The organism is Photobacterium alginatilyticum (genome assembly GCF_009910675.1).
Taxonomy (GTDB): domain Bacteria; phylum Pseudomonadota; class Gammaproteobacteria; order Enterobacterales; family Vibrionaceae; genus Photobacterium; species Photobacterium alginatilyticum.
This window is the reverse complement of the sequence record NZ_RSEJ01000006.1, coordinates 13,601-39,807: the sequence shown is the minus strand read 5'-3', so window position 1 is coordinate 39,807 and position 26,207 is coordinate 13,601. Positions and strand designations below refer to the sequence as shown.

Sequence of the window (26,207 nt, the reverse complement as noted above, 5' to 3'; positions counted from 1 at the left end):
TTATGCCTTATGTACTGAGTAGGACGGAGACTTCAACTGGCGGACCAGCCTGACGATATGCAGTGCAATAAAGCCGGTGACCAGCACCAATCCGATAAATAGCGAGCACTCGTGAAAGAAGGTCGGGATATACAGAGTCGGGCTTTCTTTCCACACCCGCAGGGCATATTTGAAATAGTCCCAGGCCCAGTAGGTCAGCCAGAGCGAAATCACGAAGCTGATCACCTCGCCAATCAGTGCCAGGATTTTGTGTCCGCGTTCGGTTTTTATGAAGATTTCCAATACATTGGCACGAATTTGAGTATCTTCCCGTGAGGCATTAACAGCTCCCAGCATGTACAGCCACAGGGTAGGAATGACGATAGATTCTTCCAGGCCCATGATGGGGATCTCAAAGACATATCGTGTAATAACCTGGACAAATTGCGTCAGCGCAACCACTGCAATCAATCCGGTCAGTAGGTATCTGAATGTTTGCTCCACTGCACATTTCCTTATTGTTGCGTTTGTGAATACATTGTTAATTTAAAGGTGACAGCCAATAGAAACAAATTTATTATTTCTCTAATTCGATAAATTTTTCTTATAGGGTGGGTATGGATACCAATCTCTCGATAAAGCAACTGGAAACATTTCGCGCCGTAATGCGCTCGGGATCGGTCTCAGTCGCCGCCCGGACGTTGTGCCGGACCCAGCCGGCGGTCAGCTCGATGATTGTCAGCCTCGAAAACGAACTGGGCTTTAAGTTGTTCGAGCGCAACAAGGGGCGGCTGGTCCCCAAGCCCGAAGCCTACTTTCTGCTGGAGGAAACTGAAGCGGTACTGGAGCGCCTGACACGCTCGGCACAGCTGATGGCGGAGGTTAAGAATCTGGCGCGGGGCAATTTGAGGGTGGCCTGTATGCCGGCTGCTGCGCTGTTCTTTATGCCCCATGTGATTGCGGATTTTGTCAAAGAGCGGCCACAGGTCAATGTGTCTATGATGATGCGTAGCTCGTCTATTGTGCATGACTGGGTGGCCTCGCAGCAGTATGACATTGGCTATTCCGAGATGCCGAAAGAGCGGGACTCGATTAATGTCGAACCAATTCGGCTGGAGGGAGTCTGTGCTGTGAACCAGGACCACCGCTTGGCAACGCTGGAGGTGATCACCCCGCAGGACTTGGACGATGTGCCGCTGGCCACCTTGTTTGCCCAGCACCCGATCAATGAACTGGTGCGCTATATGTTCGAGGAGAAAGGTGCCCGTTATCGTGCGCGGTTTGAGCTTCAGAATTACATTTCCGGCTTTGAGTTTGTCGAGCAGCAGCTTTGCTGCTGTATCTGCGATCCGATCAGTGCCGCCAGCTATAAGCTGTATAAATCCGGACAGGGCAAAGTCGTGTTTCGCCCGTTTGCGCCGACTATCGTCTTTGATCACGCCATCATTACCCCTGCGCACAAGCCGCTTTCCCGTCTGGCCCAGGCGTTTGCCGAGAGCATTCGTATCGGGGTGGATAAATTTATTCAGGTAGAGACGTAAGGTGTTAAGCGTAATCTCGACCCTGCGATAACGATCATGGTTTGCGTCTGATTTGAGTGGTGTTCTGTGATCCCTGCAGGATGCGAAAAGTTAGCGGTCTGGCAATATATTCTAATTACTTATTAAGTTCAGAGAGTTAACGAGGCCAAGAATGCAAAAAATCGGAGACGATCTTTGGGTACATGATGATTCAATGAAGCTTGCCGGCACCAAGCTAAGATTACGAATGACAGTAGTGAAGCTTAGTGATGGTTCGTTGTGGGTGCATTCAGCTACCGCATTGTCCCCTGAATTGAAGCAAGAAATTGATGAGCTTGGTGAGGTGAAATATATCGTTGCAGCCAGCAATGCCCACAATACCTGGCTGCAGGACTGGTGTGAGGCTTATCCGGACGCTGAGGCCTATGTCAGTGCGGGGATCCCGAGAAAAGTACCATTATCCAATTATCATATATTGCGAGACGGCCTTGAAAATGTGTGGCAGGAAGATCTGGAGTGGGAGTTTATGCCCGGTGTGCCGCTGTTTAACGAGACGGTGTTCTTCCACAAAAAGACCCAGTCATTGATCGTCACGGATTTGATCCAGAATTACCCTGACCATGTACCGACAGGCTTTGCCGGTATCATGACCAAATATGTCTTCCAGCCAATTGGCTTCAAGGGCACTTGTATTGCGCCGCCGCTCAAGATGGGCTTCATTATCAAGGATAAACCGAAGTTCACGGAATTTATTCGCAACGTTCAAGGCTGGGACTTCAAGCGGATTATCGTTACCCACGGCAATATCATTGAGGATAATGCCAAGTCAGTATTCACTGACTTGTGTGTGCGTTTTCTCAAGTAACAAACCAACTGTGATTTCTCTGACTCGTTAGCCAAGCCTTTGGGCTTGGCTAACTCTCTTTGGGCTTGTGCGGCTATCATGATCCCGTTTCCTGGTAGATAGCGGGTTTAATATCGATTAGCCGGGTGTTGTTTAAACAGTCCAACCCTCTTACGATGATCTGCCCCCCTTCGATACTCTCGATGGGTAATACCGCTGCGCCAATAGGATTAGGGCGGTGCGGTGAGCGCAATGCAAAGGTCCCTTTGGTTTGGTTACCCTTGCAGGTGCGCTGGACAACGACTGTTCGATTCGCATTTTCAAGCCAATATAAAATCAGAATGTGCTGGCCGACAGTGAGGCCCAGCAGCCCATCATGATAGTGTTCATCCAGGTTTATGTGACACAGCGGTCCATTCGGCTGAATGTTGTTCGGGCAGTCTTCAATTTTGGTATAAGGCGTCTTTATAGAACCGATATAGGTGATTTCAGAGCTCATCATGTTGTCCTTATTCTATTGTTCGTTTTTAGTGGTAGAAATGGCGTAAATTAAGATGGTCAGCAGGATGATCGAGCCGCCGAGTACACTTGTCATTGGTGGGATCTCATTGAAAAAGCTAAATGCCCAAATTGGTGCCAGGACCGTATTAATCATTAGGATCATTCCTACCTCGGGAGCCGTGATGTAGCGAGTGGCGGTTTGCGACAATACACGCCCGAAAGGCGCGGTAAATAAGCCCATAACCCCCATAATTAGCCAGGTGTTTAGGCTGTAGGTTGAAGGCGTGGCGACGAAGAACATCGCAAAAGCCAAGAATAATCCGCCAAAACCGACACTTGCCATGCGGCTGACATTCTTATATTTGCGTAGTAGCGTCTGATTGAGGGATAAACAGGTGACGGCGAATACAGCCAGCCCGTCACCGATGAGATTGCCGGAATTAAATGAGCCTGATACCACAATAACGATCCCAATCATGACAGAAACGATCGCTATCCAGGTTGAACGCTTGGTCACTTCTCCCAGTAACAGCCAGCTAAATACTGCTGCTAGCGCCGGTGCCGCACTGAGAATAACGAAGGTGTTGGCGATAGATGTATGTTTGATACTCAGCACCAAACCTGTTGCACTTCCTAACATTAACAAGCCAGAGAGCAACACAGGCCAGCCGCTTTCGTTTATCGCTCTTATCAAACCACGCTCATCTCGCAGTTGGATGAAAATTGGCATGGATATAGCGGTAAATAAACCAAACAGAAAAGCGGTATCAAATCCGCTAACACCTGAAAAGCGGATGAAAATTGGATCCAGGCTCATTAGCAAAGCCCCCATCAGGGTGACACTTACACCCATAGTGCGAGCACTCTTGAAGCTGCTCTTGTTTATCATCATATTTGTCATTTTTCACTCCCCTACAAAATCATACTGATTGGTATGATTTTATATTTGCGGAGTTGTGTCAATAAAAATCATACCGTATAGTATGATTAATAATTTTTGAGGTGAGCTGAAAATGGGAAAAATCGAGCAAAATAAAGAGATAAAAAGGCGGGCGATTTTAGCTGCGGCACAAGAGATTTTTTTATCCGAGGGATATGTGCTGTCCAGTATGGACAAAATAGCGGCGCAGGCTCGAATGACAAAACAAACAGTTTACCGATACTTCCCGACAAAAATTGATTTGTTTCAGGCAACGTTGCGTCATATGGGTGAAAGTCTTGATGATAGCTTTCTTACCCATCTAAAAAACCCAAACACGCGCGATGCCTTAACGGGGTTTGCCAGGGATTTTATCGGCTTTCACTTATCGGATAACCACATTGCGACATTCCGGCTATTGGTGGCTGAAAGTGCGAAAGCCCCTGAAATTGTCAGTATTTTTCATGCGGTAGGGCCTGATGATACGCATGAAAAGCTTGCGGCATTTTTCTCTGAAAGGCTCGATGTCAAAGATACGGAAACAACGATAAAGCTTTGGCTTGGAATGTTGCTTTCACTGAGATCGGGCGTTTTGATGGGAAGGGAAAAACCGAGCCAGCACCAGATTGATGAGCATGCCAGAAAAGCGACTGACTTCTTGCTGGCTGCCATTGTATAGATCTTATGCGTTTGCCGCGTTGTCTGCTGGCCGGTATGGTTCTTCTCGCACGGCATGAGACAGAACTAACTTGATGATGTAGATCGGCGCCAGCCACTCTAGTCCGCTCAGCGGCATAAAGGCACTTTGGTTAATCATGACCGCCAGCATCACAATAGCCAGGGCGACAGGACGATGCAGGTAGAGCGGCAATACGTGGATCAGCACGATGGACGCGATCATCATGCCATACCAGAACAAGGCATAACCCCATGTGACATCAAAACACAGTGGTGCCAGGAAGATCTGGAAATGGATGATAGGAAAAACAAATTTACTTTTAACCAGCTTCGCCATCATTGATTGCGGTAAAACTTGCTCCGAGTAGAGGAAGCGTTTCATGGAGCCCAATGAATTGGTGAGTACACCACCAATCATATCGATAGCTAGAAAACTGGCTACGGCAATCTGCAGCAGGCTCCATTCTAAGTTCTGCCAAGAAAGAAAATACAGGGCAACCGGTGCCAAGAAGGCAGCGTAGTTAGCCAGTATACTTTCAGCGCGTGTGGCACCGTGGCCTGTCGTAAAATTGAATTTCCCCTGACAGTTCCAGTCGATATGGGCATCTTTGATGGTGTGGATGTTCTCTTTCATGATTAACTCCTGAGTATCTTCGCTTTCGACTACAAGCACTCTTTGTTGAAGATCCGGCACCATTTGTAAGATGTCGGTGTACAAAAACAAGCCTAAATAGTCCACTTGGTCTAAATAATAGTGGCTGATTTTTTAATCGTCAATCTTTTTAGTCCAGACGGTCTAATAAAGATCTGCAGCTGGACTCGTTGTGGTCAATCGTTTATTGTCCAAGTGGTCTGAAACAGGAGGGAAATATGCCCAAAATCATTGACCATGAGGCTTATCGTCTGGAGCTGGCGACAAAAGCCGTAGATGTGTTTATCGAGCATGGCTATAACGGCTTGGGTATGCGGGGCATTGCCGACGCAATCGGCGTATCAAAAAGTGCGCTTTATCATTATTTTCCGAGTAAACAGGAACTTTTTTCTGCCTGTACTGAAATTATCACCCAGCCGAGTAATTTATATGGAGTGGCTGAAGGCGAGGCCGTCCCTGCTTTAAAGGGTGAGGCTATTGCTGCAATGATTGGTGTACTAGACAATCGCTTTCAGGGTGAGATGGCGCTGCTACTCGATTATGTCCGGGGTAAAAATGCCGGGGAGGTTGCCGCGGATCCTTTGATGAACAAGGCTAATGCCCAATACCTGTCAGAGATGCAGTATATGGTTGGTAAGCCACAGGCCAACCAGGCAATGGCCTTGATGCTGGGGGGCCTGCTAATGAGGATGCTAAGCGGTAAGCAGATCGGGATTGATGAAATAACGTCGTGGATCACAGCCCTGCCGTCGCAAGAAAAAGGCAGTGATGATTAAGAATCTCGGCTTTGCCGGTTGGTATGTGACGCCAGTCGGGTGGGTGTGTATGCGAGCTTGGGCCTAGAGGTGATAGTGGTGATAGCGGTGAGGAGAGCGTCGGAATGAGTGTCACGGAATCTGCAGATCTTTCTTTTCATTCAGTTGCGCCGTGTTTGATGAAGGCATGGCGGGCACATCAGGATTCATTATTAGCCTGGCTATATAAGCATACCGACGAGGACGCCCTGGCCGAAGACTTGCTTCATGAAGTTTTCTTGCGTGCCATGAGCAAAAAAAAGGATTTCTGTGAGATAGAGAATGCCAAGGCCTGGCTGTTCAGGGTGGCAAATAATCTGGTGATTGATCAGGTTCGCCAGCGTCGGTTTGTTCCGCTTGATGACTTGGATGTTGAGCAGGAGCTGCATGATACTGAGGTCATTGATAGCCTGACTCAATGCCTGCCTCGGGTACTGAGTGAGCTGGAGGCAAAAGACAGCGAGATCATCAAAGCGTGTGATATTCGGGGAATGACCCAGAAGGAATACGCCGATCGTCATGGTATGACGCTGGTGGCGACCAAGTCCCGGTTGCAACGTGCCCGGCAGAAGTTACGGCGACAGCTCAGTCAGTCGTGCAAGGTAAAGCTTGATGAGTATCACAGGGTTTGCTGCTTTACCCCTCGAGATCCAAAAAACTGATACTAAGCTTAAAAATTCTGCATCCTTTTGCTTCTTTCATCGTCTTTGCAAATAACGAGGTAATTTTGTAAGGACGATGTAATGACACTTTCTTTCATTACCTGCTCTCCCTGCCGCACATGGTCACGGGAGCTGTAGGCATGTTTCAGATTTTTTCCGATTTTGCCAGTTGGCTGGTGTTTGATTTACTTGGGCTGTCTGCTGCCACCAAAGCAGGCGATGCGATGCATTTCTTTGTTGAAGACGTCACTAAAATCTTCGCTTTGCTGGTGGTGATGATTTATCTGATCGCTGTGATCCGTGCGTCACTGGATGTCGAACGGGTAAGAGATTATCTGGCCGGGAAAAGTCGCTGGTTCGGGTATATGCTGGGCTCGTTGTTTGGTGCCATCACGCCTTTTTGTTCCTGCTCCAGTATTCCTGTTTTTCTTGGTTTTAGCTCGGCAGGGATCCCGCTGGGCATCACCATGGCCTTTCTGATCACCTCGCCATTAATCAATGAGGTGGCGGTATTGCTATTGATGGGGTTGCTCGGCTGGAAGTTTACTCTGATGTACATTCTGGTCGGTATGGTCGTCGGGATGCTAGGCGGCGTATTTCTTGATGCCATCAAAGCAGAACGATGGTTACAGTCTTTTGCCGCTGATGCACTGAAACAGGGTCGAGATAAACCGTTCGAATCGAATGAGCTGCAAAGGAAAGCCCTGACCCTGAGTGACCGTCACCAGTTTGCCCGGCAGGAAACCGCGGATATCTTTGGCCGGGTATGGAAATGGGTGATCATCGGTGTCGGCCTTGGCGCGGCACTGCATGGCTTTGTACCCGATGGCTGGATTGAATCTCACCTCGGTGATGGCCAATGGTGGTCAGTACCGGCTGCCGTTATGCTGGGCATTCCGCTCTATTCCAATGCCACCGGGGTGATCCCGGTAATGGAAAGCTTAATTGTTAATGGCCTGCCGATAGGAACAACGCTCGCTTTTTGTATGAGTACCGTCGCTGCCAGCTTCCCTGAATTTATCCTGCTCAAGCAAGTTATGCAGTGGAAACTGCTGGCGACACTGTTTGCTGTCTTGCTGGTAGCTTTCACCTTTGTCGGGTGGACATTCAATATCGTTTCATTCTAATGCTATAAGGAAACTACAATGAAAAAAATCAAAGTACTTGGTTCTGGTTGTGCTAACTGTCGTAATACTGCCGATCTGATCCAAGCGGTTGCCGATGAACTCAATATCGATATTCAGATTGAGAAAGTTCAGGATATGGCGCAGATCATGGCCTACCAGGTGATGTCGACACCCGCCGTGGTGATTGACGAGCAGGTTGTTCACAAAGGCAGTGCCCCAAGTCGTGATCTGGTTACCGGTTGGTTTGCCTGATTAGTCTTTACCCGATAGCACAACGCTCACTGTTACTCAGTGAGCGTTGCCAGGTATCATCTCTCTTCCTGAGTCAGCACAATAATGACATGCTCTTTGCCTTTTACCTCGATGGTAAAACGGTACGTCCCTTCTTCTTGTTGCAGTATCCGAACCTTCAAATAGCGGCTGTTGTCTGCTTCGAAAATAATGTGGTCGGTCGCTGTATGGCTGGCCGATAGATAAATCGGCGTGTCATTACCGGCAAAGGTTGAGAGAAACCTTAGTTGAGTGTTGTCTTCTTGGTTGGAGAAATGCCAATGATGGCGTGAGACATCCAGATTAGCCACGCCATAGAGTGAATTGTCTTGCTGTAATTCAAAACAGATTGGGTAGGATAAAGTCCCGCGGGGTGTTTTGATGGCTTTTCCCTGCCAGCAGCCCTGGAGCGCCGCAAGTATCGGATCAGCAACAGGTATCGCTGGAAATGGCGCCAGCAGCAAAACGCCTGTTAGTAGGAGCTGTACGAAAGCACGTACCTTGCCAGTTACCTTGTTCATTGTTGTCTTCTGCGCGGGGTGTGTTGAGAAAGTGCTATTCCAATTACAGATAGAAATGGCCATATGGTCAATGTAGCGACAGAAGCTGATTGTTTTGAAGTGGAATGGCGAATTCACCTTTGTAATGTGAGAGGGCTATACATTTGTGCGGGGTATGCTTTCTATTGCTTGATAAAGTTGTTATTTCAGTATTTAATTCACCGAACTTGGTTTTGAACGCTGTTTAATTTATGGGTGGGATGAGATGACAAAGATCGTATTAGTCGAGGATGACCTCAAGCTGTGTGAGTTGCTGGCGCACTATTTTAGGCAGCAGCAATTTGAGGTTGTGACCGTTTCTGACGGCAGCCTGGCTACGGATACGATTATTGAGCATCAGCCCGACCTTGTCGTGCTCGATTTAATGCTGCCTGGCGTGGATGGCCTGACTATTTGCCGTAACGTCCGGCCGCTGGTCAACAGTAAAATTCTGATGCTGACAGCGAGCGATGATGATATCGACCATGTCGCCGGATTGGAAATTGGTGCTGATGACTTCGTCAACAAACCGATTAAACCCAGAGTCTTACTGGCCCGCATTCGCATGCTTTTACGTCGCGGAGATGAATCTCAAACGTCAACAACTGATGTAACAACAGAGAATGAAATGAGTTCAGGTGGCACGTTAACAGAATGCCGTTATGGTAGCTTGCACCTAAACGGCAGACGTAAGCTGTGCTCTCTCGATAACGAGGAAATATGCCTCACCGACAGTGAATTTGACTTGTTGTGGCTTCTGGCTTGCCGCCCTGATGAGGTTTTGTCGCGTGACTTTCTGGTCAAGAGTACCCGGGGGATAGAATACGACGGCCTTGATCGCACCATCGACAATAAAATTGTGTCATTGCGTAAAAAGCTCGACGACAACCCGGCTCTGCCTCGAAAAATAATCACGGTGCGCGGTAAAGGGTACCTGTTTGTCCCTGATCGTTGGTAGGCGATAGTGAATGAAACGCTTGTATTGTGAGTTTTTTATTGGGATCGCTGCGCTCTTTTTTCTGAGTATTCTTAGCTACGTCTATGTTACCCAGGAACTGACACCTGATTCCGAGGAAGTGATTGAATTTAATCAGGCGCACAGCGTGGTGTATATCTTGGACGACGTTGCGGACTCCGTTAGCCAAAGTCATGCCGATGAGCTTCTTGCTCGGTATGCCGAAGAAAACCAGTTAAGTCTTTCGGTTTATCAGTGGGACAACCCTGAACTCTCTGACGAGATTATTGATGATCTGCAAACTCACCAAATTTATCTTAACGATTCGTATAGCTATTTTGTTGTGTATGGAGACAGTCGTCAGGTATTCAAGATAGAACCGGATTTAACAAAGCCCATCTGGCAGCAACTTGATTTTGACGAGACCTTGCTGTGGATATTCTTCTATACCGGCTTTGCCATCTATAGCGCGTTAATGCTGGTCATATTGTCCCGGCGCTTTCGTGTACTGGAGCAGACGACACTGGCATTTGCCGAAGGGGATTTTGCCGTCCGGGCCTCGGAAAAACCGGGTGATCGGCTAGGAAGCCTGAACAGTAGTTTTAATCAGATGGCAGATAAAATTTCTGCCCTGATCACCAGCCACAAACAGCTGACCAATGCGGTTGCCCATGAACTTCGTACCCCGGTTTTCCGGGTCCAGTGTCAGCTTGAAATGCTGGAAGATTCTGGGATATCGCCAGAGCAGTTGCATTATGTCGCCGGGATTCATGATGATATGGCCGAGCTGGAACAGATGATTGAAGAGCTTCTCTACTTTGCCAAGATGGAGCGAGCGGCCATTCCCCTGAATCTTACCTCGCCTTACGTGAGTGACTGGCTGGATAAACTAGTGTCAAAATGCCAGAAGGACACGGATATTACGATTAATGTCGATTATCAAACTGACGATAGTGCTGCCGTGGATGTCTATCAGTTAACGCGCGCGGTATCGAATATCGTCCGCAATGCTTCCCGCTATGCTGAGCAGCGTATTGATCTCCGCGTTTTTCGCTATGAGCAAGCGTTGCATATTCAAATCGATGATGACGGTATCGGGATCCCGCAAGACGAACGAGCGCGAATTCTGGAGCCATTTTACCGTGTTGGTACCGCCAGGGATCGCGAGTCTGGCGGCCATGGCCTTGGCCTGGCAATAGTTGCACAAATTATGGCTCGCCATCAGGGTAAGGTCGAAATTGGGGCGAGTGACTCTGGCGGGGCAAGGTTTACGCTGATTGTGCCGCAGGCGCTTGCTACAGACTAACGTTCAGTAGGCTCACTTTCCGTTAGTGAGCCTTTGGATACTGTTGCTATGGTTATGCGTTATGTTCTGGTTCGGCCAGAAATTGTTCGAGCGTGTTAATCATCGCATTAGAGCCAGCAAAGAAAGGCATTCTTTGATGTAATGAGGTTGGCGTTATATCCAGGATCCGCTCTGCGCCGTTGCACGCCTTACCGCCTGCCTGCTCCATAATGAAAGCCATCGGGTTGCATTCATAAAGCAGACGGAGCTTACCTTCAGGGTAGGCCGCAGTGCTAGGGTAGAGGTAAATTCCCCCTTTAAGCAGGTTTCGATGAAGATCTGAAATGAGCGAGCCAATATAGCGCGATGTATACGGGCGGTTGTCCTCAGGCACATTTTCCTGGCAGTACTTGATGTATTTTTTCACGCCAGTTGGGAAGCGGATATAGTTGCCTTCGTTGGTAGAGTAGCAACTGCCGTGTTCACTGATCTGGATGTTTTCATGGGAAAGACAGAAAACGCCCAGAGATGGATCATAGGTAAAGCCGTGAACCCCTTTCCCGGTGGTATAAACCAACATGGTAGAAGAGCCATAGATGACATAGCCTGCTGCAATCTGGCAATTGCCTGGCTGGAGAAAGTCTTCTTCTGTTGCGGGACTGCCAACCGGTGATAGGCGTCGATAGATAGAAAATATCGTGCCGACAGAAGCATTGACATCAATGTTAGAAGAGCCATCCAGCGGATCGATCAGAACTACATATTTGGCGTTGCGGTTTTGCTCTTTGCTGAAGATAACAACTTCATCTTCTTCTTCGCTGGCAATGCCGCATACCTGGGCATGGGACTCGAGTGCGGCCTTAAACTTGTCATTGGCGTATAGATCGAGTTTTTGTTGCTGCTCGCCCTGAATATTCTCTTTGCCAACCGCGCCGGTAATATCAATCAATCCTGCTTTGTTGATTTCACGGTTTACAATTTTGGCAGCTAACTTAATCGAACCCAGTAGCGAAGACAGATCACCACTGGCATGGGGGAAGTCACTCTGTTTCTCGATGATGAACTCACCAAGCGTTTTAATATCGGACATTTCCTATCCTTGAAATCCTGTTATTTTGTATTCGGCACACTACGTAGAATGCCTAATATTCTGATTTAAATTTATTTTTATGTGTGTAGCCCCACTGGTAACAGTGTAATTAACGTATTTTCTGTTAGGTGGCCGAAATTTTATATTAACGAATATTCACCGATTGAAGTATGCGCAGAAGGTAATAAGAGTGTTTCTTCATGTGCACAAGACATCAGCATTATGTGGTGGTTCATGCAGCGGTTTCATGCATTGATTTCATGGGGTGCGTCGGTATGTCACCGTAACAATGTATGGCTTTGTATTGAGTGTGACAAAGGCAGACAAAGATATGTTATGAGCTAAATATAAAACAATGTACATTTGTCTCTATTGACCGAGTTTACCTGAACAAGATGTTCCGTACCGAATTCAACAGAGAGATACCCATGAAAAAGATCCTTATTGCTTCTATGATTGCTACCCTATTGTCTGCCTGTGCGTACCAGCAAAAGCCGGTGGTCGATATGACGAATGTCGATCAGGCACAATACGAACAGGACTTTTCATATTGCCAATCCTATGCCGAGAGCGTCGACAAAGCCGAGTCGGCCAAGGTAGAGGCCCAAAACGGTGCGGCGTCGGGTGCCGTGGTAGGTGCGGTAGTTGGTGGCCTGGAGGACGGGTTGGCCGGTGTAGCGGCAGGTGCCCTAGCCGGCGGGGCTATCGGAGGTGGTGCGGGCGCATTATCAGGGGTGAATGATGCGACGGAAGTTCAGGCTAAAGTGCTTCGCCGCTGTCTGGATAACAAAGGTTACGTTGTCTATGACCTTGAAAAGTAACTGGCGTTGAATAGAAAAAAGCGGCTCTTACTTTGGCAAGAGAGCCGCTCAGCAGAAGTGGTAATTCGTTTCTAGCCCTACACTAAAAACATTCAACCGGAGCTGAAGTACACTGGAAGCAATGTGAGCAATGTCGTGCCTTCAGAGCAAGAAGATGAATCATTTTCCTCTCGTCTGAGAGCACCTTAATAATAACCATTCTCATTTAGATTGCAAGTAATTTGTTGAGAATTATTTTCAGCCATTTCTGGCAGTCATCTTGTTGTAATTTCTCTATAAACCCAGCTCACAAACCAAATGCAAACAATTCGCATTTATATTTGCATTTGGTTTGTGTCGCTTGTAGTATCGCCGTCCATTTATAAAAAATAGAAATATAACGATGAAATACAATAAATTATCAGCATTGTTGACTGCTGCCTTGCTCACAGGCTGCAATTCAAGCTCGACAAGTAGTGCTGCTAACCCAGTCAGTCAAGGACAAAACCAGGCAGCCCAAGATCAAAAGGTGGAGTTGTCGAGTAAGAGTATTCAGTTTGTAGATGCGTCCAAGGTTACTTTTGATGCGCCGGGTGTTTCTGTTCAAACCGCTCAAAAAGTTACCAATATCACTACCAATTTTGGTAAGGCCTATGTTGATCAGACATCAGGGCGCTTTGTGTTCCAACCTACCGCTTCGGCTTCAGATGCTCAGACCAAAGCGGCAGTAGCCAAAAATACGGTTGCTAAAGCCGCTGACACGACATCAACACACCGCCTGGCATCAACCAACAATTATCACTTTGAAATAAAATACCAGATTGAGAACACGAATTATCAGGTGACGGGTTATGTGTTGCCTCTTTACCAGAACAGCGATAACACCGTGGTGACCCGCTTCGTCAAGCTGGATGCTGAAGGGGTTGCGCTGGCGGAAGACAAGCAAGTGATGACAATGGAAGCCAGCGATTGGTCGTGCGTGCAGGATGTCAGCTCGAGCCTGATGTGGCAGGCGTTGCAGGCTAACGGTGAGTTTGCTTTTGATTCAACCTATTATTGGGGTGATCGTGTCGTTAACAATCGCGATTTTTCTGAATCAGCTTGTGGGCTGAATACGGTTTGTAATACCGATAACCTGATTGCAGCCGCCAATAGCCAACAGTTGTGTGGAAAGTCAGACTGGCGCCTGCCGACCCGTAACGAGTGGAAAACGATTTTGACCAACGACATGCTGGATGATAATAAGCGTCTTTCGCCTGTCGACAGCTTTTTCTTCCCGTATGTTGATGCCAACTATGACGAAGCGTACTGGAGCAGCAGCTATACGCAATACCCGAATGGGCATGATAGCAATGCTGTTGAGGGCGATTGGCAAGGCTCTAACGCAACCGTCGGCGATGCCTATGTGATGTGGATGGGCAGCGACTTTGCTGATGAAAGGATGCCACCGCGCTCAACCAACGAACCGCGTCTTTCGATGCTGGTAAGTGGTAGCGTGATTGCTGATGACGCTGAAAATACTATCGGGGGAATCACGGCGCCACTGAAAGCTGAAGTAAATGCCAAAGGTGATGAAGACAGCAAGTGGAAGAGTCGCTTTACCAAGCTGGGTGTTTCCGGGCAGCCTCTGCAGGATCAGGATGCTGCTGAGTGGGCGTGTAGCCAGGACAAATTCTTCGCCACCGAGGTACCCAATACTCAGATTCTTTGGCAGAGAATTGATAAAGCAGGTCCATTAATGAGCTATGATCAAGCCGTTGCCTATGTAGATACCATTAATGCCAATACACTGTGTGGCCGTAATGACTGGCGTCTGCCGACGGAATCTGAGCTTAAGTCGATCCTGATTGATTCTTTTGCGTTTAACATGGAAAGCATGTCTTACCGTGCCGGCTATGTGAACACTATTTTTGCTGACACCGTGGTTGAAGAGAACAGCTACTACTGGACACAAACAGCGGATAACTATTACCCGGATAGCAAGCATATGGCCGTTGCTTTCCAAAGTGAATGGTCCGACAGCAGTGGCGAAAACAACGCCTCTCTGTATCGCGTTCGTCTGATTTCGACCTCGGCTGTACAACCATGAAGTCTTCCTCTTTAACATTGGGCGCTGCATCTATTGCAATGTCTCTGCTGCTTTCTGCCTGCAATGGTTCCGGTAGTGATTCTGCACCCGTGTCGACACAACCGTCCACGTCAACATCGACGCCTGAGTTACAACAACTGGATCGTTCACCGAAAGCACAGGTGACGCAGGGGGGGGTGTTTACCTACCAGTATCAGTTGAAAAGTGATCAGACACTGCGTGTTATTGAACCGCCGAAGCTTGGTCGGGTAGTGATTAATGGCGGAGCGCTTGAATATCAGGCACCTCAGGCGGAAACGGGGGCCGATGCCTTTCGGCTTGAGTTGGTCGGTAATGATGATGTGGTTGTGATCAACTGGTTGCTACGGGTGAATCAGAGTACGCCACGGTTCATCCAAAGCATGGTCAACGATCCGTCTTCTGGAAAGACATGGCAATGTGTGACAGATACCAGTACGCATCTGGGGGTGACCTGGGCGACAACAACCCAGCCCAATCAGCAGACGTTTGCCTGGAAAGATTGGGATGCGACCTTGCCGCACCTTGGGGCACAATGCTTTCTTGGTGATAGTGAATGCAATACCGATGCGCTTATTGCCCATGCAAACCAGAACCAATGGTGCGGCAAGAGCGACTGGCGTTTGCCTTTCGCTTATGAGATGAAAAATCTCACCAGCGAACAGGACTTTGCACTCGACCGGAATCAGGCCGCTATAGACCCTTATTTTTTTGCCGATGTCGGGTTTGAATATTATTGGCTAGCGACGGATGCCAGTGATGAGCAAGTCGATAACCTTGCCCATCGCTACAGTTTCGGGGCTAAGCGCAACAGCGTTTCAAACCAGAATAAACGCCAGCCAGCCTCGGTCATGCTGGTCAGCGGCGAATACCGCGACCCTTCTCTGCCTAATCAGCAGGTGGAGCCGCAGTCGGAAGCAACCAGCTTTATACGGTTGAATGATCAAGGGCTGCCTATCGATCGAGCGCTGCAGCAAAACAGCTATCAAGAGAGCCCATGGCGCTGCCTGGACGATATGCGTAGCTTGGTGCGTGATAACTTGTTTTTGCGTGACGGCCGCTTTTCTTATGTTTATTGGCTGACACCGGGCAATAGTGATATCACCAATACGGCACATACGTTTGCGCTCGAAACCAGTGTCAGCCATTGCGAGCAGTCCACCTGTACCCTGGATGAGATGGTGAAGCAGGTGAATGCTTTGCAGCAGTGTGGACGTGGCGACTGGCGCGTTCCATCTCAGGAAGAGCTTGCATTATTACTGCATCAGATAGTTGATGGCGGTGAGTTTGAACTGCTGTACCAGGCATCGCTAAACCAGCCCGAGGCGGGCAACTACTGGGTGTCGACAAAATCAGGGTATGCGACGTTATCATTGCCACATGTACCTTCGCTGACGCCTGTTGCGGCGGCTCCAAACCAGCGGGCGAAAGTATTGCTGATCGCCTCGGAGTTTGAGCCAAGGGCGACGGAGGATCCCCGCTCTGTCAATAACCATGGCAGGCCGAATATGGCCAAGCTGCGGCAAGACTATGCGACCTCTCCGGAGAATTGGCCGGCACCGTTTGTGGATGATATGTCCGGGTATCAGGAGCTTGGTGTAATGCCTTTGCCCGAGTTTCCAAATTCCAATCCGTATCAGGCCAGCAAGGTTGAGCTAGGGAAAAAACTGTTTTTTGACCCGTTCCTTTCCCGGGCACAGGATGTCTCCTGTGCTAGCTGCCATGACCCGCAAAAGGGGTGGACGGATAACCTGGAAGTCTCGATTGGCCATGACCGACAGCGCGGTAAGCGTAATGCGCCAACAGTGGTGAACAGTGCCTTTTTACCGGTTCTGTTTTGGGATGGCCGGGCAAAAGATCTGGAACAACAGGCGCTGATACCGATCCAGGATCCTCTGGAGATGGCAGAGACATTGCCCCGCCTGGTTGAGCGACTAAATGCCCACCCGACGTATCCTGCACAATTTGATGCAGTGTTTAATCAGGGGGCAATTACTGCAGAGCAATTGGGTATGGCATTAGCCACGTTCCAGCGTACGATTGTGAGTAACGAGAGTAAGCTTGACCGGTTTGTTAAACAGGCTCCGCTGGGCAATACCGATGCGCTGAGTGATCAGGAGCTGTGGGGGCTGGATATTTATCGTCGTAACGGTCGCTGTGCGAATTGTCACATGGGACCGGAACTTACTAACCACGCATTTGAAAATGTGGGATTGACTTACTATAAGGCGTTTTATGAAGACTTAGGTCAGTATAACGTTGACGGTAAGAGTGAAAGTGTCGGTAAATTCAAAACACCGTCTTTGCGTGATGTCATGAATACGGGTCCGTGGTTCCACAATGGCTTGGTTCACACAATGGATGGTGTCATTTCGATGTATTCGGAGGGGATGGCGAGCAATGCGCCGTTTGGTTGGAGCAAATATGATCCTAACTATCCGAAACTGTCGGAAAACATTCGCCCGTTGAACCTGACTTATCAGGAGGCGGAAGCGCTGAAAGCCTTCATGAATGCAATCACGGCTGACAGTCCGCAGCAGCCAGCTTCTCAGGCCAGCCTGGGACAGTAACCTGCCGGGTAACCCAAAAAAGGGGGGATCGGCGATCCCCCCCTTTAACGTGATGGTCTCGTGTCTTGGCCGACTATTCGCTCAGCTCAAGGGTTTCATTCAGTTGGGCTATCTCCTTTATCCAGGCTTGCTGAAGTTTGGGTTTCTGATGTTTCGGCTTTCTTGCCAAATCTTCTTCCAGCAACACTTCCAGCTCGATCAACCGGGCCAGCAACTGCTCCTGATCCGACGCAGTATTCGAGCCTGCACTCGGGGACGTTAAGCTTGATGAAATATCAGTTGGTTGTCGCGTGATGGTATCCTGACCTTGCTGTTCGCCGCCGTAACCCGATAATTTTTCATACACCTGATCAAGGTTATGCCATTCTTCGAGTTGCTGATTATCTACCAGCCAGAAGCGGTTGCAGCATTTTTCAATCAGCTCCCGATCATGGCTGACCAAAATACAGCCGCCCTTAAATTGACCGAGTGTAGCGGCCAGCTCTTCTTTTCCTTCCAGATCCAGATGGTTTGTCGGCTCATCCAGAAACAGCAGGTGATAGTTAGCCAGCGTCAGGCCGATAAACAGCAGCCGAGATCGCTCTCCGCCACTTAGGCCTGCAACAGTCTGGCAATGGCGCAGATAAGGGAATCCGGCGCTGATCAAAGCCATTTTTCGCTGCTCGTCAGGAAGCGGGGCAAAATGGCGTAACGCCTCAAGCAGGGTATCGCTATCATTTAGCTGCTGCAGAGTCTGATCATAATAGCCAAGCCGCCCTTGCGGGTGAAATACAATCGCATCGCTCGTCACCTGGTGTTCGACATGTTGCTGATACGCCAGCCATAACATGCGTAACAAGGAAGACTTGCCAGTACCGTTACGGCCCATAATCGCAATTCTGTCACCGCTTTTTAGCTGTTTGGCAAGCACATGGAACAGAGCGGGCGCACCGGGCTCAGGGCGAACATCGAGCGCAGAGAGTTCAAGCAGGCGGTTAGCCGGCAAAGGCTCCCCTTTGAGTCTTAGCTGCCAGGGTGAACCGGCGCTAAGCTGGGTCTGGCTTTCCTTGAGCCGGTCAGCCCGTTTTTCCATATGTTTGGCTTTACGGCCGAGATCTTCATTGTCATAGACCTTGCCCCACACAGCCAAACGCTTGGCGCTTTTTTCTATCCGGTTGATTTCTTTTTGCTCGGCCTGATGGCGCAACTCGTCTGCCTGATCTTTTTCTTCCAGTGCCTGCCGGGCTTGCGAGCACGGAAGACGGAAAAAGTGCAGGGTTCTGTCACGCATGATCCAGGTACTGTTGGTGACTGTATCCAACAGGCGCTGATCATGAGAAACCAGAACAAAGCAGCCCTTCCAGTTGAGCAGGAAGTGTTCCAGCCAGAGCAGAGTAGGCAAATCCATGTGGTTGCTTGGTTCATCGAGCAACAGAACATCAGGTTGCCTGATCAGCGCTCTTGCCAGTAGCAGTCGGGTATGTTGCCCGCCACTGAGCGTACCGGCGGTCAGAGTCCAGTCCTGCTCGCTAAATCCCATATCAGATAGCAGCAGTTCAGCTTGCCAGCTTTCTGTCTGTCTGATGCTTTCAGGTAGCCGGGCAATGACGGCATTTAGCATCGAAACTGACTGTAATTCCGCGGGAAGGTGCTGTTCTACCCGTTCAATCAGGCATTGACTGGCGTGGGTGATTTGTCCGGAGTAACCGGTAAGGGTGTTGCTGAGCAGTTTAAGCAGGGTGCTTTTGCCACAGCCGTTGTGGCCAACCAGGCCAATACGATCTCCTTTGATAAGGGTGAAAGAAATCCCTTCAAGCAGAGGGCCCGAAGTAACATCATAAGAAATAGATTGTGCAGATAGTAAAGTGCTCATTGCTTACTTAAGATTTGCGGCTGCACAGTTTGCCAGTCATTGTCCGAAGGTTGGCTCCAGGCAAAATCGTGTGCCATCGTCAAACATTTGCTGACGACAACCTTGTAAGCCAGAGTGAAGAGAACTCTAGTATGTAGTCTTAATGGCTTCGCTCAAGCAGAGGTTATCGCAGCACGATATCGCAAAAACTTGAGTGATTCTGAATACCATAAAATTGTGCGAGGTGAATTTCACACAGAATCATAATAAGTCCTCCTTGTCTTAATTGATTAATCGATGAGTCGCATTGTAGTGCTAGAGTGTCGGTCCCTCAAGCTTGCATAATGTTATCGGTGCTTTTTGCGAACGATAAGACATTTCTTATTGACCTCAATTTAACTTGAGGTTTTTATACTCCGCCTTATTGAATTTGGATTGAGATAATTTATCCTCATAACATATTGAAGTAGAATAAGATTAATGCTTATTGGCTAGATGGTGGTTAGCGCTTGAATCATTTTGATTATAACCTGCTGCGGGTGCTTGAAGTGTTGCTTGAAGAGCAAAGTGTCACAGCGGCAGCATCGCGGTTGCATCTTAGCCAGTCGGCGGTCAGCAAGCAGCTGGCAAAGTTGCGAGAAACTTTTGATGATCCCCTATTCGAGCGAACAGCCCACGGGTTGAGAGCAACGCCGCGTGCAATGCAACTGGCCCCGCAGTTACGCCAGGTGTTGCAACAGCTCGATCAGTTTACCCGTCCGAGCACGTTTGATCCGTCGCTCAGCCAGCGGGAGTTTCGGATTGATTTGGTTGAAACGGCCTATTCGCTGACTTATCCGTTTTTTATGCCGGAGCTTTTGGTCAAGGCGCCGAATATCACGCTCAACAGCCAGACTTGGAATCAAGAGAGTATCGCTAAGTTGCTCCGTTGCGATATTGATATGGCAATTTGTAGCCGGGAGTGGGATGAACGTTCTCAGGTGCATATCAATACGCTGCCTGCCGAATTGAATTATGCCGAGCTGGTGCGGGATTACCCGGTGTGCTTAATCAGAAAGGATCACCCGCTGCTACAAGAAAAGTGGGATTTGGAGACTTTCCTGAAGTATCGTCACCTTCAGGTTACGTTCGGCGGTATTGAACAGTGGTTGCTGGATGAGGTACTCGGCCTTCAGCACCAGAAGCGTGATATCGCTGTCAATATGACCGATTTCTATAGCGCGATGAGCTTGTGTGAGCAGAGTGATCTTATTTTGTGCGCGCCCGCCCGGTATGCATCAAAGATGGTCCGGCATTTTGATTTGCTGATGCTCGATGTACCCGTTGTAGTGGAGCCGGGAGCCTATGTCTTGCTGTGGCACAAGCATTTTGATCTTGACCTCAGCCACCGTTGGCTGCGGGAGCTGATTATCAATAGCGTCAGTTTGGATGGCTGACGGCTATTGACTTGTAGCGGGAGTGCTAACACTCCCGGCTGAGACTAGAGGTTGAGTTCACTTTGTGCCTCATAGAAGGCTGATTTGTATTGCTTGAAGGTTTCCTTTTTATCTCTAAACAGTTCGAGTAAGTCGACTGACAGAAAAACACCGCTATCGCTGCCGTAGAAGGAAGCACCGAGCATGAATTGGGTCTTGAACCTGAGCGCTACTCCCCACCCAAGATCATCTACACCGTCCCGGTCAGTATACAGCCCGACAACGGAGACTCCTGACGGGATATACCACTGCTTGCGATCCCAGGCATCAATACCAATACCTTCCAGCATCAAGGTGGCTTTGTTCTGGCTGCCGTCTTCGGCATTGCTGACAAAGTCATAGACCAGACCGGGTCTCAGGAAAATATACTGATAGCTTGGCGGCAGTAATAGCTGCGGGTTATCTGATGACTGCCGTTGTGAGTACAGTCGGCTGCTATTGAACCATAGCTCCCAGGGCATCTGAACCAGGCTGTCTTCCAGAAATTGATCCCACTGCTTGCTGGCATTGGTATGAATACGTGTGGCGGCATCCACGTCTTGTAGTGTTAGCAGCTTGTGGGAGTGATTTAGCAACTGGAAAAAGTTCGTCATGAACGTCTTACAGTCCGAATTGTTCCTATTACACAATAAGATGGTTCTGCTTGCATCGTAGTAACCATCAGGAAGCTCTCGGTTGCCAACGTAGAGTGGTTTTTGTTGAGGGGGAAGGTAAGGCTGACTTTTTAACAGCTTGATGTAGCGATTAAAACTATTCTTATCCAAGTCTGAATTGCTGATGAGGACAGGTTCTTGCTTTTCGATTGCGCGGATCAACATGTTATTGATACCGGTATAGTCCTCATTATTCAGTGCCTGCTGAGTGTAAAATTCAATGCAGTAATTTTGTTGTATGGCCATCATCTCATTGGCAAAAGGCATTAACTGGTGAGGAACGGCTTTTTGCGTGTTTTGATGATGTGTTGTTAGGCCGTCGCAATATTCTTGCTCTGTCTGTGCTGAGGCGCCAGTAATTCCGACACCGTAGAGAAGAGCAACATACAATAACCATCTGGACATGTGGTTACTCCTTGATTAATGGGTAGACTGTTTTAAAGGCGGAATAGAAGCGTTGCCAGTCGTTGCCCCCGGGCTGTTTGAGTGCCTCAATAAGCTGAATCACTTCTTCACTGGCGGCAACGAGCTTGTTATTGGCTTTGAACTGGCGCAGGGCAATGTCGATGCCGTCACTGTAGCTTGGGCTATTGAAATACACTTCGAATAAGGGTTGATTGACGATGGGGTTTTTGAGGTAGTTGCCGACATCATGCGGGAACTTGGTGGCTAAATGTTCCAGTTCGTCATCGATATTGGTTAATTGCGTCCAAAGCGGGCCGATTGGCTTGTAAGGGCGCACCATAGTGAAGGGATCAAGCTTGTGGTTGATGTTAAAGACAAGGCTTGAGCAACCAGTATCCGAAGGATTGACGACAGTCTGGTCTACCGGAACAACCCCTTCAAGTACTTTGGCGACATTGGCCAGATATGTCACGCTGCCCAGTCGGTTGGTGATGGGGTTAAGTTTGCCATCGGTAGGATCGATAAGCAGGTTTTTGTCATAAAGAATGCTCAGGGCATCGAGCGTAACTGCGGTGCCGAGCGAGTGGGCTATGATATGAACATTGCTGGATCCCCGGCTACGAATAAGTTGGCACAGCTGGCTGGTGAAACGGGCCCGGATAGCTTCGCCAAGCATGGTAAAGCGATACAGTACTACATCAAGCCAATGGGTAGTGAAGAGGACTTTTTCGCTAACTGATTTTAGGTCATCTTTGAAATCAATCAGTTCATTAATATTTGTGAGTTCTGGCATTGAGCTGGCAGCGGTAACAATATCGCCAAACTCGCTTTTTAGCTTTTCAAGATAGTCTTCGAAAATATCATTGTAGGAAAAAACAATAACGTCAAAGGCCGATTCGATATTGGTGGTATCTGGGTTGGGGTAATAGGACAAGGCCGCATTGAGCGATGTAACGACCTCGGTTTTAAACGAAGTCTTGGTATGGTTCCCCATACCGTGAACTAAAAAGAGAACAGGTTTCATAGGGAATACCCTCACATTGACGGGGACAATGTGAAGTGTAGTAAACTGTCTGGGCACAAATGTATTTGTATTAAGGCATTGATGGCCTTTAGATCAAAACTGCGAGGTGCATTCAAATATCTTAGTCACTGTTTGGAACCGAAGAAATATGGAAGTTTCTCATTACCCCTATTTCATTTATGTTGACAGTGAACTGGCCGGTTTTGCGTTGGTAAGAAGATACCCCTCCAATCCCGCTATTTACGATATGGGGCAGTTTTTTGTGTTACGGAAATTCAAGGGACAGGGTGTCGGTAATGGCTATACGCTGTCACTACAGAATGATGTCGACTTGATGATGCACTTTATTCAGTTTGAGGTTTAGCTACCTCAACCGCTCCCGGCTTAAAGCCCTGATTAGTGAACTGCAGTCACAGTGATAGGGAGCTTGTTGCCGACTTTGAGCAGCGGCGTAATGGCCGTAATATTGCCTTCCAGCCATTTCCAGGAGGCTTTGGTCGGGATCAGTACCGGCATGCGGTCATGGTAGGGACGGCAGATCTCATTGGCGGCTGTTGTCAGCGTGACCAGTTGCGGGGTATCGCCCGGAAACCAGATCCCGGCCATATAAAACGGCCGTTCGTCCCGGTGACTAAACAGATACTTCTGCTTGCGTGGTGCTCCCTCGTCATGCCATTCAAACCAACCGCTGCAGGGAATGAGGCAGCGGTGATTTTGCATCGCGTGGTGGAAGGTTTTTTTCTCATTGACCGTTTCGGCCTGCGCGTTAATGATTTGTTTTTTGGCCCAGTTTGGGTGGATCCCCCAGTGTACATCCTGCTGTTCTACCGAACCCTGCACATAGATAATTGTTGATACGGTCTGGCTAGGACGAAGGTCGAGGTTTTCCTCGGCTTTGAACTCGCAGCCGATTTCTTCGCTGACCATTTCGCTGAACATCCCGCCTGACACACTGAATCGTCCGCACATGGTGGTTACCTCTTCTTCAGTTGGTGGCTGCCTGATGTTTCCTGCCTGCGCTTTTCATTGTTATTTTAGGAATGTATAAAAAGTATGAACGGTATCAATAGATCTGCAAACGCAGTAATGAGAGGGTATACAAGCCCGGTGGGTTTCGGGCTTGTTTCAGTAGGCTATTGCGGTTGGCTGGGGTTAAAGGACATCAATCGTAATATCGTCAAAGCGATATAGCTGGCCGCCGAACTCTTTGATGAACACTTCGGCATCAGATTTCTGGGCAAAACTGGCCAGTGTTTTGCCCATTGCCCCTCTCTTCTCAGAGCCGATCACAAACCAGGCCTCGCGGGCATCGATAAAGTACTCATCTTCCGGACGCTGCCAAGGTGTCTTGCTCATATCATGAACATAGATCTCTTTGACCTGACGCTTGTTTTCCGGCTGCAGAACAAAGCTGAATAGATCTCGGGTCGAGCAGAACTTGTTCACAGTATCGGAAGACTTGCTGAAGTTCTCCCCTTTCGGCCCCGGGAAGTTACTGATGATCATGCCACAGAGGTGGCACTCATCGGCCTGCTCGATTGCCACGGCTTGCCGCACCATGGCTTGATCCGCCGATTCTTGCTCGCTGCAGGCGACGCCCAATACAAGTATTAGGGCAACACTCACAGTTTTTAGAGGGGATAAAGTACGCATGTTTGTTTCCTTACTGATTCAATCATTAAGTGCTTAATTATTTTGAGTTATTTGCTTTATAGCTTTTTCTTTTTAAAGACCAGGGCGGCGACAACCAGCGGTGTGACCACCCAGCCGAGCATGAGTAAGAGCATGCTGGCGGGAGAATGGCTTTGGTCGATGGCAACAGCCAGTACACCGTTGACATCCTCAGTGTTTAGAGCGGCGAGGTTGATGAGTCGGAATAAATCCGTTGGGTTGAACATCATCAACTGGACCAGGTGTTGCTGCGACAGCCCTTCTTCCACCCCGACCAAAATGGCCAGCAGGGCTAGATCGAATACCAATACAAAGAAAAACCAGATCATCAGCGCAATGCCTGCCGCTTTGGATTTCTCTGATACCGCCAGGCTAATCACATAGGCGATGGCAATAAAGCAAAGGCCAAGCAGGGTGGCCGTGAGGATGAACAGGCCGAAAGCCGGGACAACTGCAGCAAAGTCAGACTGGATGGCAAGCAATAAGGCGGCGCTACCAAAGCCAAGACCGGTAGCCAGTGAAATGATGGCACCCTGACCCAGGAACTTTCCGATCAGCAATTGAACATGGCTGATAGGATAGGTGAGCAACAATAGTAAGGTACCGGACTCCTGTTCACCGACAAAGCTGTCGTAGCTGAGCAGCAATGCGATGAGCGGGATCAGAAATACCGCAAGGCTGGAGAGGCTGGCGATGGTCGAAGACAGGGAGGCGACGCCTAACTGCCCGGATGCGACCGAGCCGTAATAACTCAGTCCTAATGAAAGGACCGCAAAGATCAGGGTGATAGATATTAGCCAGCGGTTTCGCAGGCCGTCCTGAAACTCTTTAATTGCAACGGCAAAAACAGGATTCATGAGCTGATGGCCTCCGAGTTGGTTGTTGTGGCCGATTGATCGGGGATTTCTTTCTGGTCGGAAACTGACGAGCCATAGCACATGTTATCGTTGAGATAATACTGGTAAAGCTGGTCGAGGTTGGCTGGTTCGATTTGCAGATCGGCAATCTGGTTGTATTCGAGCAGTTTACGGATCACGGTCAGCTTGTCGCTCTCGGGCACATTTAATCGGTTCTCTCCGGCTCGGTATGGGCTGAGGAGGGGATCATCCTGCAGTGTTTTGCCAAGTCCCTGAGTGTGGATTGCAACAGGTAGGTTGGCTTGTTCGCGTAGCTGAGCTAATGTGCCCATAGCCCGTTGCTGGCCGCCTGATAAAATCATCGCCCGGTCGATATGCTGCTCGACACCCGGCAGAATATGCGAGCACAGGATGATACTGGCCCCGTTACTTTTCAGCGCATCGACCGTTTGGTAGAACTCTTTGGTGGCAATGGGGTCGAGACCGACTGTGGGCTCATCGAGCAACAGCAGTTTGGGCTTGCCCAGGAAGGCCTGTGCCAGCCCCAGTCGCTGGCGCATGCCCTTGGAGTAGGTTTTGACCTTACGCTTCATGGCGGCAGTGAGCCCGACTTGATCCAGCAGGGCGATGACCTGTTTTTTGTCTGCCGATTTTAGTCGAGAAAAATAGGTGAGAACCTCAAGCCCGGTCAGGTGATCATAGAAGCTGACATTTTCCGGCAAATAGCCGATCTGTCGCCTGCTGTGCCAGGCCTGCTTGGATTTTGGATCAATGCCAAATACCTCTACCTCACCGTGGCTGGCCTCGATTACACCAAGGATGAGTTTCATCATGGTGGTCTTGCCGGCACCGTTGTGGCCGAACAGGCCGAGAACCTCACCGGGATCCAGTTGCAGGTTGATATTGTTCAGTGCTTCAACCTGCTGGTAGTGCTTGCCCGTATTGCGCAATGACACGATCGGAGCGGTCGCTTTGTTAGATGTCGTCATAGAAATCCTG

At 48.9% G+C, this 26,207-nt stretch carries 27 protein-coding genes; 14 read left to right on the top strand and 13 right to left on the bottom strand.

Annotation, left to right across the window (positions count from 1 at the left end; genetic code table 11):
• Positions 1–483, bottom strand: a complete 483-nt coding sequence (locus tag EIZ48_RS07625; RefSeq protein WP_160649804.1) for a TRAP transporter small permease subunit — start codon at positions 481–483, stop codon at positions 1–3.
• 113 nt (positions 484–596) lie between these two features.
• Here EIZ48_RS07625 and EIZ48_RS07620 point away from each other — a divergent pair, with 113 nt between their 5' ends.
• The gene (locus tag EIZ48_RS07620; RefSeq protein WP_160649802.1) at positions 597–1,520 is read left to right on the top strand and encodes a LysR family transcriptional regulator; all 924 of its coding nucleotides are present in this window, start codon (positions 597–599) and stop codon (positions 1,518–1,520) included.
• Between the two features lie 151 nt (positions 1,521–1,671).
• The gene (locus EIZ48_RS07615; protein WP_160649800.1) at positions 1,672–2,364 is read left to right on the top strand and encodes a DUF4336 domain-containing protein; all 693 of its coding nucleotides are present in this window, start codon (positions 1,672–1,674) and stop codon (positions 2,362–2,364) included.
• A 76-nt stretch (positions 2,365–2,440) separates the two neighbouring features.
• Here EIZ48_RS07615 and tsaA read toward each other — a convergent pair whose 3' ends face one another.
• Both tsaA and EIZ48_RS07605 read right to left on the bottom strand, forming a co-directional pair.
• Positions 2,441–2,842: a tRNA (N6-threonylcarbamoyladenosine(37)-N6)-methyltransferase TrmO gene (tsaA, locus tag EIZ48_RS07610; RefSeq protein WP_160650020.1), complete on the bottom strand. Its 402-nt coding sequence runs from the start codon at positions 2,840–2,842 to the stop codon at positions 2,441–2,443.
• Between the two features lie 15 nt (positions 2,843–2,857).
• Entirely contained in the window at positions 2,858–3,745 is an 888-nt protein-coding gene (locus tag EIZ48_RS07605) for a DMT family transporter (protein ID WP_160649798.1), read from the bottom strand.
• Between the two features lie 112 nt (positions 3,746–3,857).
• Here EIZ48_RS07605 and EIZ48_RS07600 point away from each other — a divergent pair, with 112 nt between their 5' ends.
• Positions 3,858–4,442, top strand: coding sequence for a TetR/AcrR family transcriptional regulator (locus EIZ48_RS07600; RefSeq protein ID WP_160649796.1), 585 nt, complete (start codon positions 3,858–3,860; stop codon positions 4,440–4,442).
• A gap of 3 nt (positions 4,443–4,445) precedes the next feature.
• On the opposite strand, the gene EIZ48_RS07595 is transcribed toward EIZ48_RS07600, so the two are convergent.
• The gene (locus EIZ48_RS07595; protein WP_160649795.1) at positions 4,446–5,075 is read right to left on the bottom strand and encodes a hypothetical protein; all 630 of its coding nucleotides are present in this window, start codon (positions 5,073–5,075) and stop codon (positions 4,446–4,448) included.
• 236 nt (positions 5,076–5,311) lie between these two features.
• Here EIZ48_RS07595 and EIZ48_RS07590 point away from each other — a divergent pair, with 236 nt between their 5' ends.
• The 4 genes from EIZ48_RS07590 to EIZ48_RS07575 all read left to right on the top strand — a co-directional run bounded on the left by EIZ48_RS07590 (position 5,312) and on the right by EIZ48_RS07575 (position 7,928).
• The gene (locus EIZ48_RS07590; protein WP_160649793.1) at positions 5,312–5,869 is read left to right on the top strand and encodes a TetR/AcrR family transcriptional regulator; all 558 of its coding nucleotides are present in this window, start codon (positions 5,312–5,314) and stop codon (positions 5,867–5,869) included.
• 104 nt (positions 5,870–5,973) lie between these two features.
• Entirely contained in the window at positions 5,974–6,549 is a 576-nt protein-coding gene (locus EIZ48_RS07585; protein WP_160649791.1) for a sigma-70 family RNA polymerase sigma factor, read from the top strand.
• A 140-nt stretch (positions 6,550–6,689) separates the two neighbouring features.
• Positions 6,690–7,676 (top strand): permease, encoded by a 987-nt coding sequence (locus EIZ48_RS07580; RefSeq protein ID WP_160649789.1) that lies wholly within the window; start codon positions 6,690–6,692, stop codon positions 7,674–7,676.
• 18 nt (positions 7,677–7,694) lie between these two features.
• Positions 7,695–7,928 carry a thioredoxin family protein gene (locus tag EIZ48_RS07575; RefSeq protein ID WP_160649787.1) on the top strand — a complete coding sequence of 78 codons (234 nt, stop codon included), beginning with the start codon at positions 7,695–7,697 and terminating at the stop codon, positions 7,926–7,928.
• Positions 7,929–7,984: 56 nt separating this feature from the next.
• On the opposite strand, the gene EIZ48_RS07570 is transcribed toward EIZ48_RS07575, so the two are convergent.
• On the bottom strand, positions 7,985–8,467 hold the full coding sequence (locus EIZ48_RS07570) for a hypothetical protein (RefSeq protein ID WP_160649785.1): 483 nt from the start codon (positions 8,465–8,467) through the stop codon (positions 7,985–7,987).
• A gap of 244 nt (positions 8,468–8,711) precedes the next feature.
• On the opposite strand from EIZ48_RS07570, the gene EIZ48_RS07565 reads away from it, so the two are divergent.
• A complete protein-coding gene (locus tag EIZ48_RS07565; RefSeq protein WP_160649783.1) occupies positions 8,712–9,443 on the top strand; it encodes a response regulator in 732 nt (243 codons plus the stop codon).
• 10 nt (positions 9,444–9,453) lie between these two features.
• Complete coding sequence (locus tag EIZ48_RS07560; RefSeq protein ID WP_160649781.1) at positions 9,454–10,746, top strand: ATP-binding protein; 1,293 nt, start codon at positions 9,454–9,456, stop codon at positions 10,744–10,746.
• Positions 10,747–10,798: 52 nt separating this feature from the next.
• On the opposite strand, the gene fbp is transcribed toward EIZ48_RS07560, so the two are convergent.
• Positions 10,799–11,815, bottom strand: coding sequence for a class 1 fructose-bisphosphatase (gene fbp, locus EIZ48_RS07555; protein WP_160649779.1), 1,017 nt, complete (start codon positions 11,813–11,815; stop codon positions 10,799–10,801).
• A 428-nt stretch (positions 11,816–12,243) separates the two neighbouring features.
• Here fbp and EIZ48_RS07550 point away from each other — a divergent pair, with 428 nt between their 5' ends.
• The 3 genes from EIZ48_RS07550 (at position 12,244) to EIZ48_RS07540 (ending at position 17,292) form a co-directional block, all read left to right on the top strand.
• Entirely contained in the window at positions 12,244–12,636 is a 393-nt protein-coding gene (locus tag EIZ48_RS07550) for a YMGG-like glycine zipper-containing protein (protein ID WP_160649777.1), read from the top strand.
• Positions 12,637–13,018: 382 nt separating this feature from the next.
• Positions 13,019–14,704 carry an Lcl domain-containing protein gene (locus EIZ48_RS07545; RefSeq protein ID WP_160649775.1) on the top strand — a complete coding sequence of 562 codons (1,686 nt, stop codon included), beginning with the start codon at positions 13,019–13,021 and terminating at the stop codon, positions 14,702–14,704.
• Positions 14,701–17,292 (top strand): cytochrome c peroxidase, encoded by a 2,592-nt coding sequence (locus EIZ48_RS07540; RefSeq protein ID WP_160649773.1) that lies wholly within the window; start codon positions 14,701–14,703, stop codon positions 17,290–17,292. Before EIZ48_RS07545 ends, EIZ48_RS07540 begins: the two co-directional genes overlap by 4 nt.
• 73 nt (positions 17,293–17,365) lie before the next feature.
• Here the strand turns inward: EIZ48_RS07540 and EIZ48_RS07535 are convergent, their stop codons facing one another.
• Positions 17,366–19,144: an ABC-F family ATP-binding cassette domain-containing protein gene (locus EIZ48_RS07535; protein WP_160649771.1), complete on the bottom strand. Its 1,779-nt coding sequence runs from the start codon at positions 19,142–19,144 to the stop codon at positions 17,366–17,368.
• A 488-nt stretch (positions 19,145–19,632) separates the two neighbouring features.
• Here EIZ48_RS07535 and EIZ48_RS07530 point away from each other — a divergent pair, with 488 nt between their 5' ends.
• A complete protein-coding gene (locus tag EIZ48_RS07530) occupies positions 19,633–20,559 on the top strand; it encodes a LysR family transcriptional regulator (protein ID WP_160649769.1) in 927 nt (308 codons plus the stop codon).
• 44 nt (positions 20,560–20,603) lie between these two features.
• Here the strand turns inward: EIZ48_RS07530 and EIZ48_RS07525 are convergent, their stop codons facing one another.
• Entirely contained in the window at positions 20,604–21,656 is a 1,053-nt protein-coding gene (locus tag EIZ48_RS07525) for a hypothetical protein (protein WP_160649767.1), read from the bottom strand.
• 4 nt (positions 21,657–21,660) lie between these two features.
• Complete coding sequence (locus EIZ48_RS07520; RefSeq protein ID WP_160649765.1) at positions 21,661–22,680, bottom strand: hypothetical protein; 1,020 nt, start codon at positions 22,678–22,680, stop codon at positions 21,661–21,663.
• A gap of 148 nt (positions 22,681–22,828) precedes the next feature.
• Here EIZ48_RS07520 and EIZ48_RS07515 point away from each other — a divergent pair, with 148 nt between their 5' ends.
• Complete coding sequence (locus EIZ48_RS07515; protein ID WP_338046908.1) at positions 22,829–23,044, top strand: hypothetical protein; 216 nt, start codon at positions 22,829–22,831, stop codon at positions 23,042–23,044.
• A 32-nt stretch (positions 23,045–23,076) separates the two neighbouring features.
• Here EIZ48_RS07515 and EIZ48_RS07510 read toward each other — a convergent pair whose 3' ends face one another.
• From EIZ48_RS07510 to EIZ48_RS07495, 4 genes are all read right to left on the bottom strand, one after another.
• Complete coding sequence (locus EIZ48_RS07510) at positions 23,077–23,649, bottom strand: SOS response-associated peptidase (protein WP_160649763.1); 573 nt, start codon at positions 23,647–23,649, stop codon at positions 23,077–23,079.
• A 183-nt stretch (positions 23,650–23,832) separates the two neighbouring features.
• Positions 23,833–24,333 carry a nitrous oxide reductase accessory protein NosL gene (locus EIZ48_RS07505; protein WP_160649761.1) on the bottom strand — a complete coding sequence of 167 codons (501 nt, stop codon included), beginning with the start codon at positions 24,331–24,333 and terminating at the stop codon, positions 23,833–23,835.
• A gap of 56 nt (positions 24,334–24,389) precedes the next feature.
• A complete protein-coding gene (locus EIZ48_RS07500; protein WP_160649759.1) occupies positions 24,390–25,208 on the bottom strand; it encodes an ABC transporter permease in 819 nt (272 codons plus the stop codon).
• A complete protein-coding gene (locus EIZ48_RS07495; RefSeq protein ID WP_160649758.1) occupies positions 25,205–26,197 on the bottom strand; it encodes an ABC transporter ATP-binding protein in 993 nt (330 codons plus the stop codon). Before EIZ48_RS07495 ends, EIZ48_RS07500 begins: the two co-directional genes overlap by 4 nt.
• Positions 26,198–26,207 lie beyond the last annotated feature (10 nt).

Coding starts and splice junctions, on each gene's coding strand:
- EIZ48_RS07620 (WP_160649802.1), top strand. CDS start 597: ATGGATACCAATCTCTCGATAAAGCAACTGGAAACATTTCGCGCCGTA.
- EIZ48_RS07615 (WP_160649800.1), top strand. CDS start 1,672: ATGCAAAAAATCGGAGACGATCTTTGGGTACATGATGATTCAATGAAG.
- tsaA (WP_160650020.1), bottom strand. CDS start 2,842: ATGAGCTCTGAAATCACCTATATCGGTTCTATAAAGACGCCTTATACC.
- EIZ48_RS07605 (WP_160649798.1), bottom strand. CDS start 3,745: ATGACAAATATGATGATAAACAAGAGCAGCTTCAAGAGTGCTCGCACT.
- EIZ48_RS07600 (WP_160649796.1), top strand. CDS start 3,858: ATGGGAAAAATCGAGCAAAATAAAGAGATAAAAAGGCGGGCGATTTTA.
- EIZ48_RS07595 (WP_160649795.1), bottom strand. CDS start 5,075: ATGAAAGAGAACATCCACACCATCAAAGATGCCCATATCGACTGGAAC.
- EIZ48_RS07590 (WP_160649793.1), top strand. CDS start 5,312: ATGCCCAAAATCATTGACCATGAGGCTTATCGTCTGGAGCTGGCGACA.
- EIZ48_RS07585 (WP_160649791.1), top strand. CDS start 5,974: ATGAGTGTCACGGAATCTGCAGATCTTTCTTTTCATTCAGTTGCGCCG.
- EIZ48_RS07580 (WP_160649789.1), top strand. CDS start 6,690: ATGTTTCAGATTTTTTCCGATTTTGCCAGTTGGCTGGTGTTTGATTTA.
- EIZ48_RS07575 (WP_160649787.1), top strand. CDS start 7,695: ATGAAAAAAATCAAAGTACTTGGTTCTGGTTGTGCTAACTGTCGTAAT.
- EIZ48_RS07570 (WP_160649785.1), bottom strand. CDS start 8,467: ATGAACAAGGTAACTGGCAAGGTACGTGCTTTCGTACAGCTCCTACTA.
- EIZ48_RS07565 (WP_160649783.1), top strand. CDS start 8,712: ATGACAAAGATCGTATTAGTCGAGGATGACCTCAAGCTGTGTGAGTTG.
- EIZ48_RS07560 (WP_160649781.1), top strand. CDS start 9,454: ATGAAACGCTTGTATTGTGAGTTTTTTATTGGGATCGCTGCGCTCTTT.
- fbp (WP_160649779.1), bottom strand. CDS start 11,815: ATGTCCGATATTAAAACGCTTGGTGAGTTCATCATCGAGAAACAGAGT.
- EIZ48_RS07550 (WP_160649777.1), top strand. CDS start 12,244: ATGAAAAAGATCCTTATTGCTTCTATGATTGCTACCCTATTGTCTGCC.
- EIZ48_RS07545 (WP_160649775.1), top strand. CDS start 13,019: ATGAAATACAATAAATTATCAGCATTGTTGACTGCTGCCTTGCTCACA.
- EIZ48_RS07540 (WP_160649773.1), top strand. CDS start 14,701: ATGAAGTCTTCCTCTTTAACATTGGGCGCTGCATCTATTGCAATGTCT.
- EIZ48_RS07535 (WP_160649771.1), bottom strand. CDS start 19,144: ATGAGCACTTTACTATCTGCACAATCTATTTCTTATGATGTTACTTCG.
- EIZ48_RS07525 (WP_160649767.1), bottom strand. CDS start 21,656: ATGTCCAGATGGTTATTGTATGTTGCTCTTCTCTACGGTGTCGGAATT.
- EIZ48_RS07520 (WP_160649765.1), bottom strand. CDS start 22,680: ATGAAACCTGTTCTCTTTTTAGTTCACGGTATGGGGAACCATACCAAG.
- EIZ48_RS07515 (WP_338046908.1), top strand. CDS start 22,829: ATGGAAGTTTCTCATTACCCCTATTTCATTTATGTTGACAGTGAACTG.
- EIZ48_RS07510 (WP_160649763.1), bottom strand. CDS start 23,649: ATGTGCGGACGATTCAGTGTGTCAGGCGGGATGTTCAGCGAAATGGTC.
- EIZ48_RS07505 (WP_160649761.1), bottom strand. CDS start 24,333: ATGCGTACTTTATCCCCTCTAAAAACTGTGAGTGTTGCCCTAATACTT.
- EIZ48_RS07500 (WP_160649759.1), bottom strand. CDS start 25,208: ATGAATCCTGTTTTTGCCGTTGCAATTAAAGAGTTTCAGGACGGCCTG.
- EIZ48_RS07495 (WP_160649758.1), bottom strand. CDS start 26,197: ATGACGACATCTAACAAAGCGACCGCTCCGATCGTGTCATTGCGCAAT.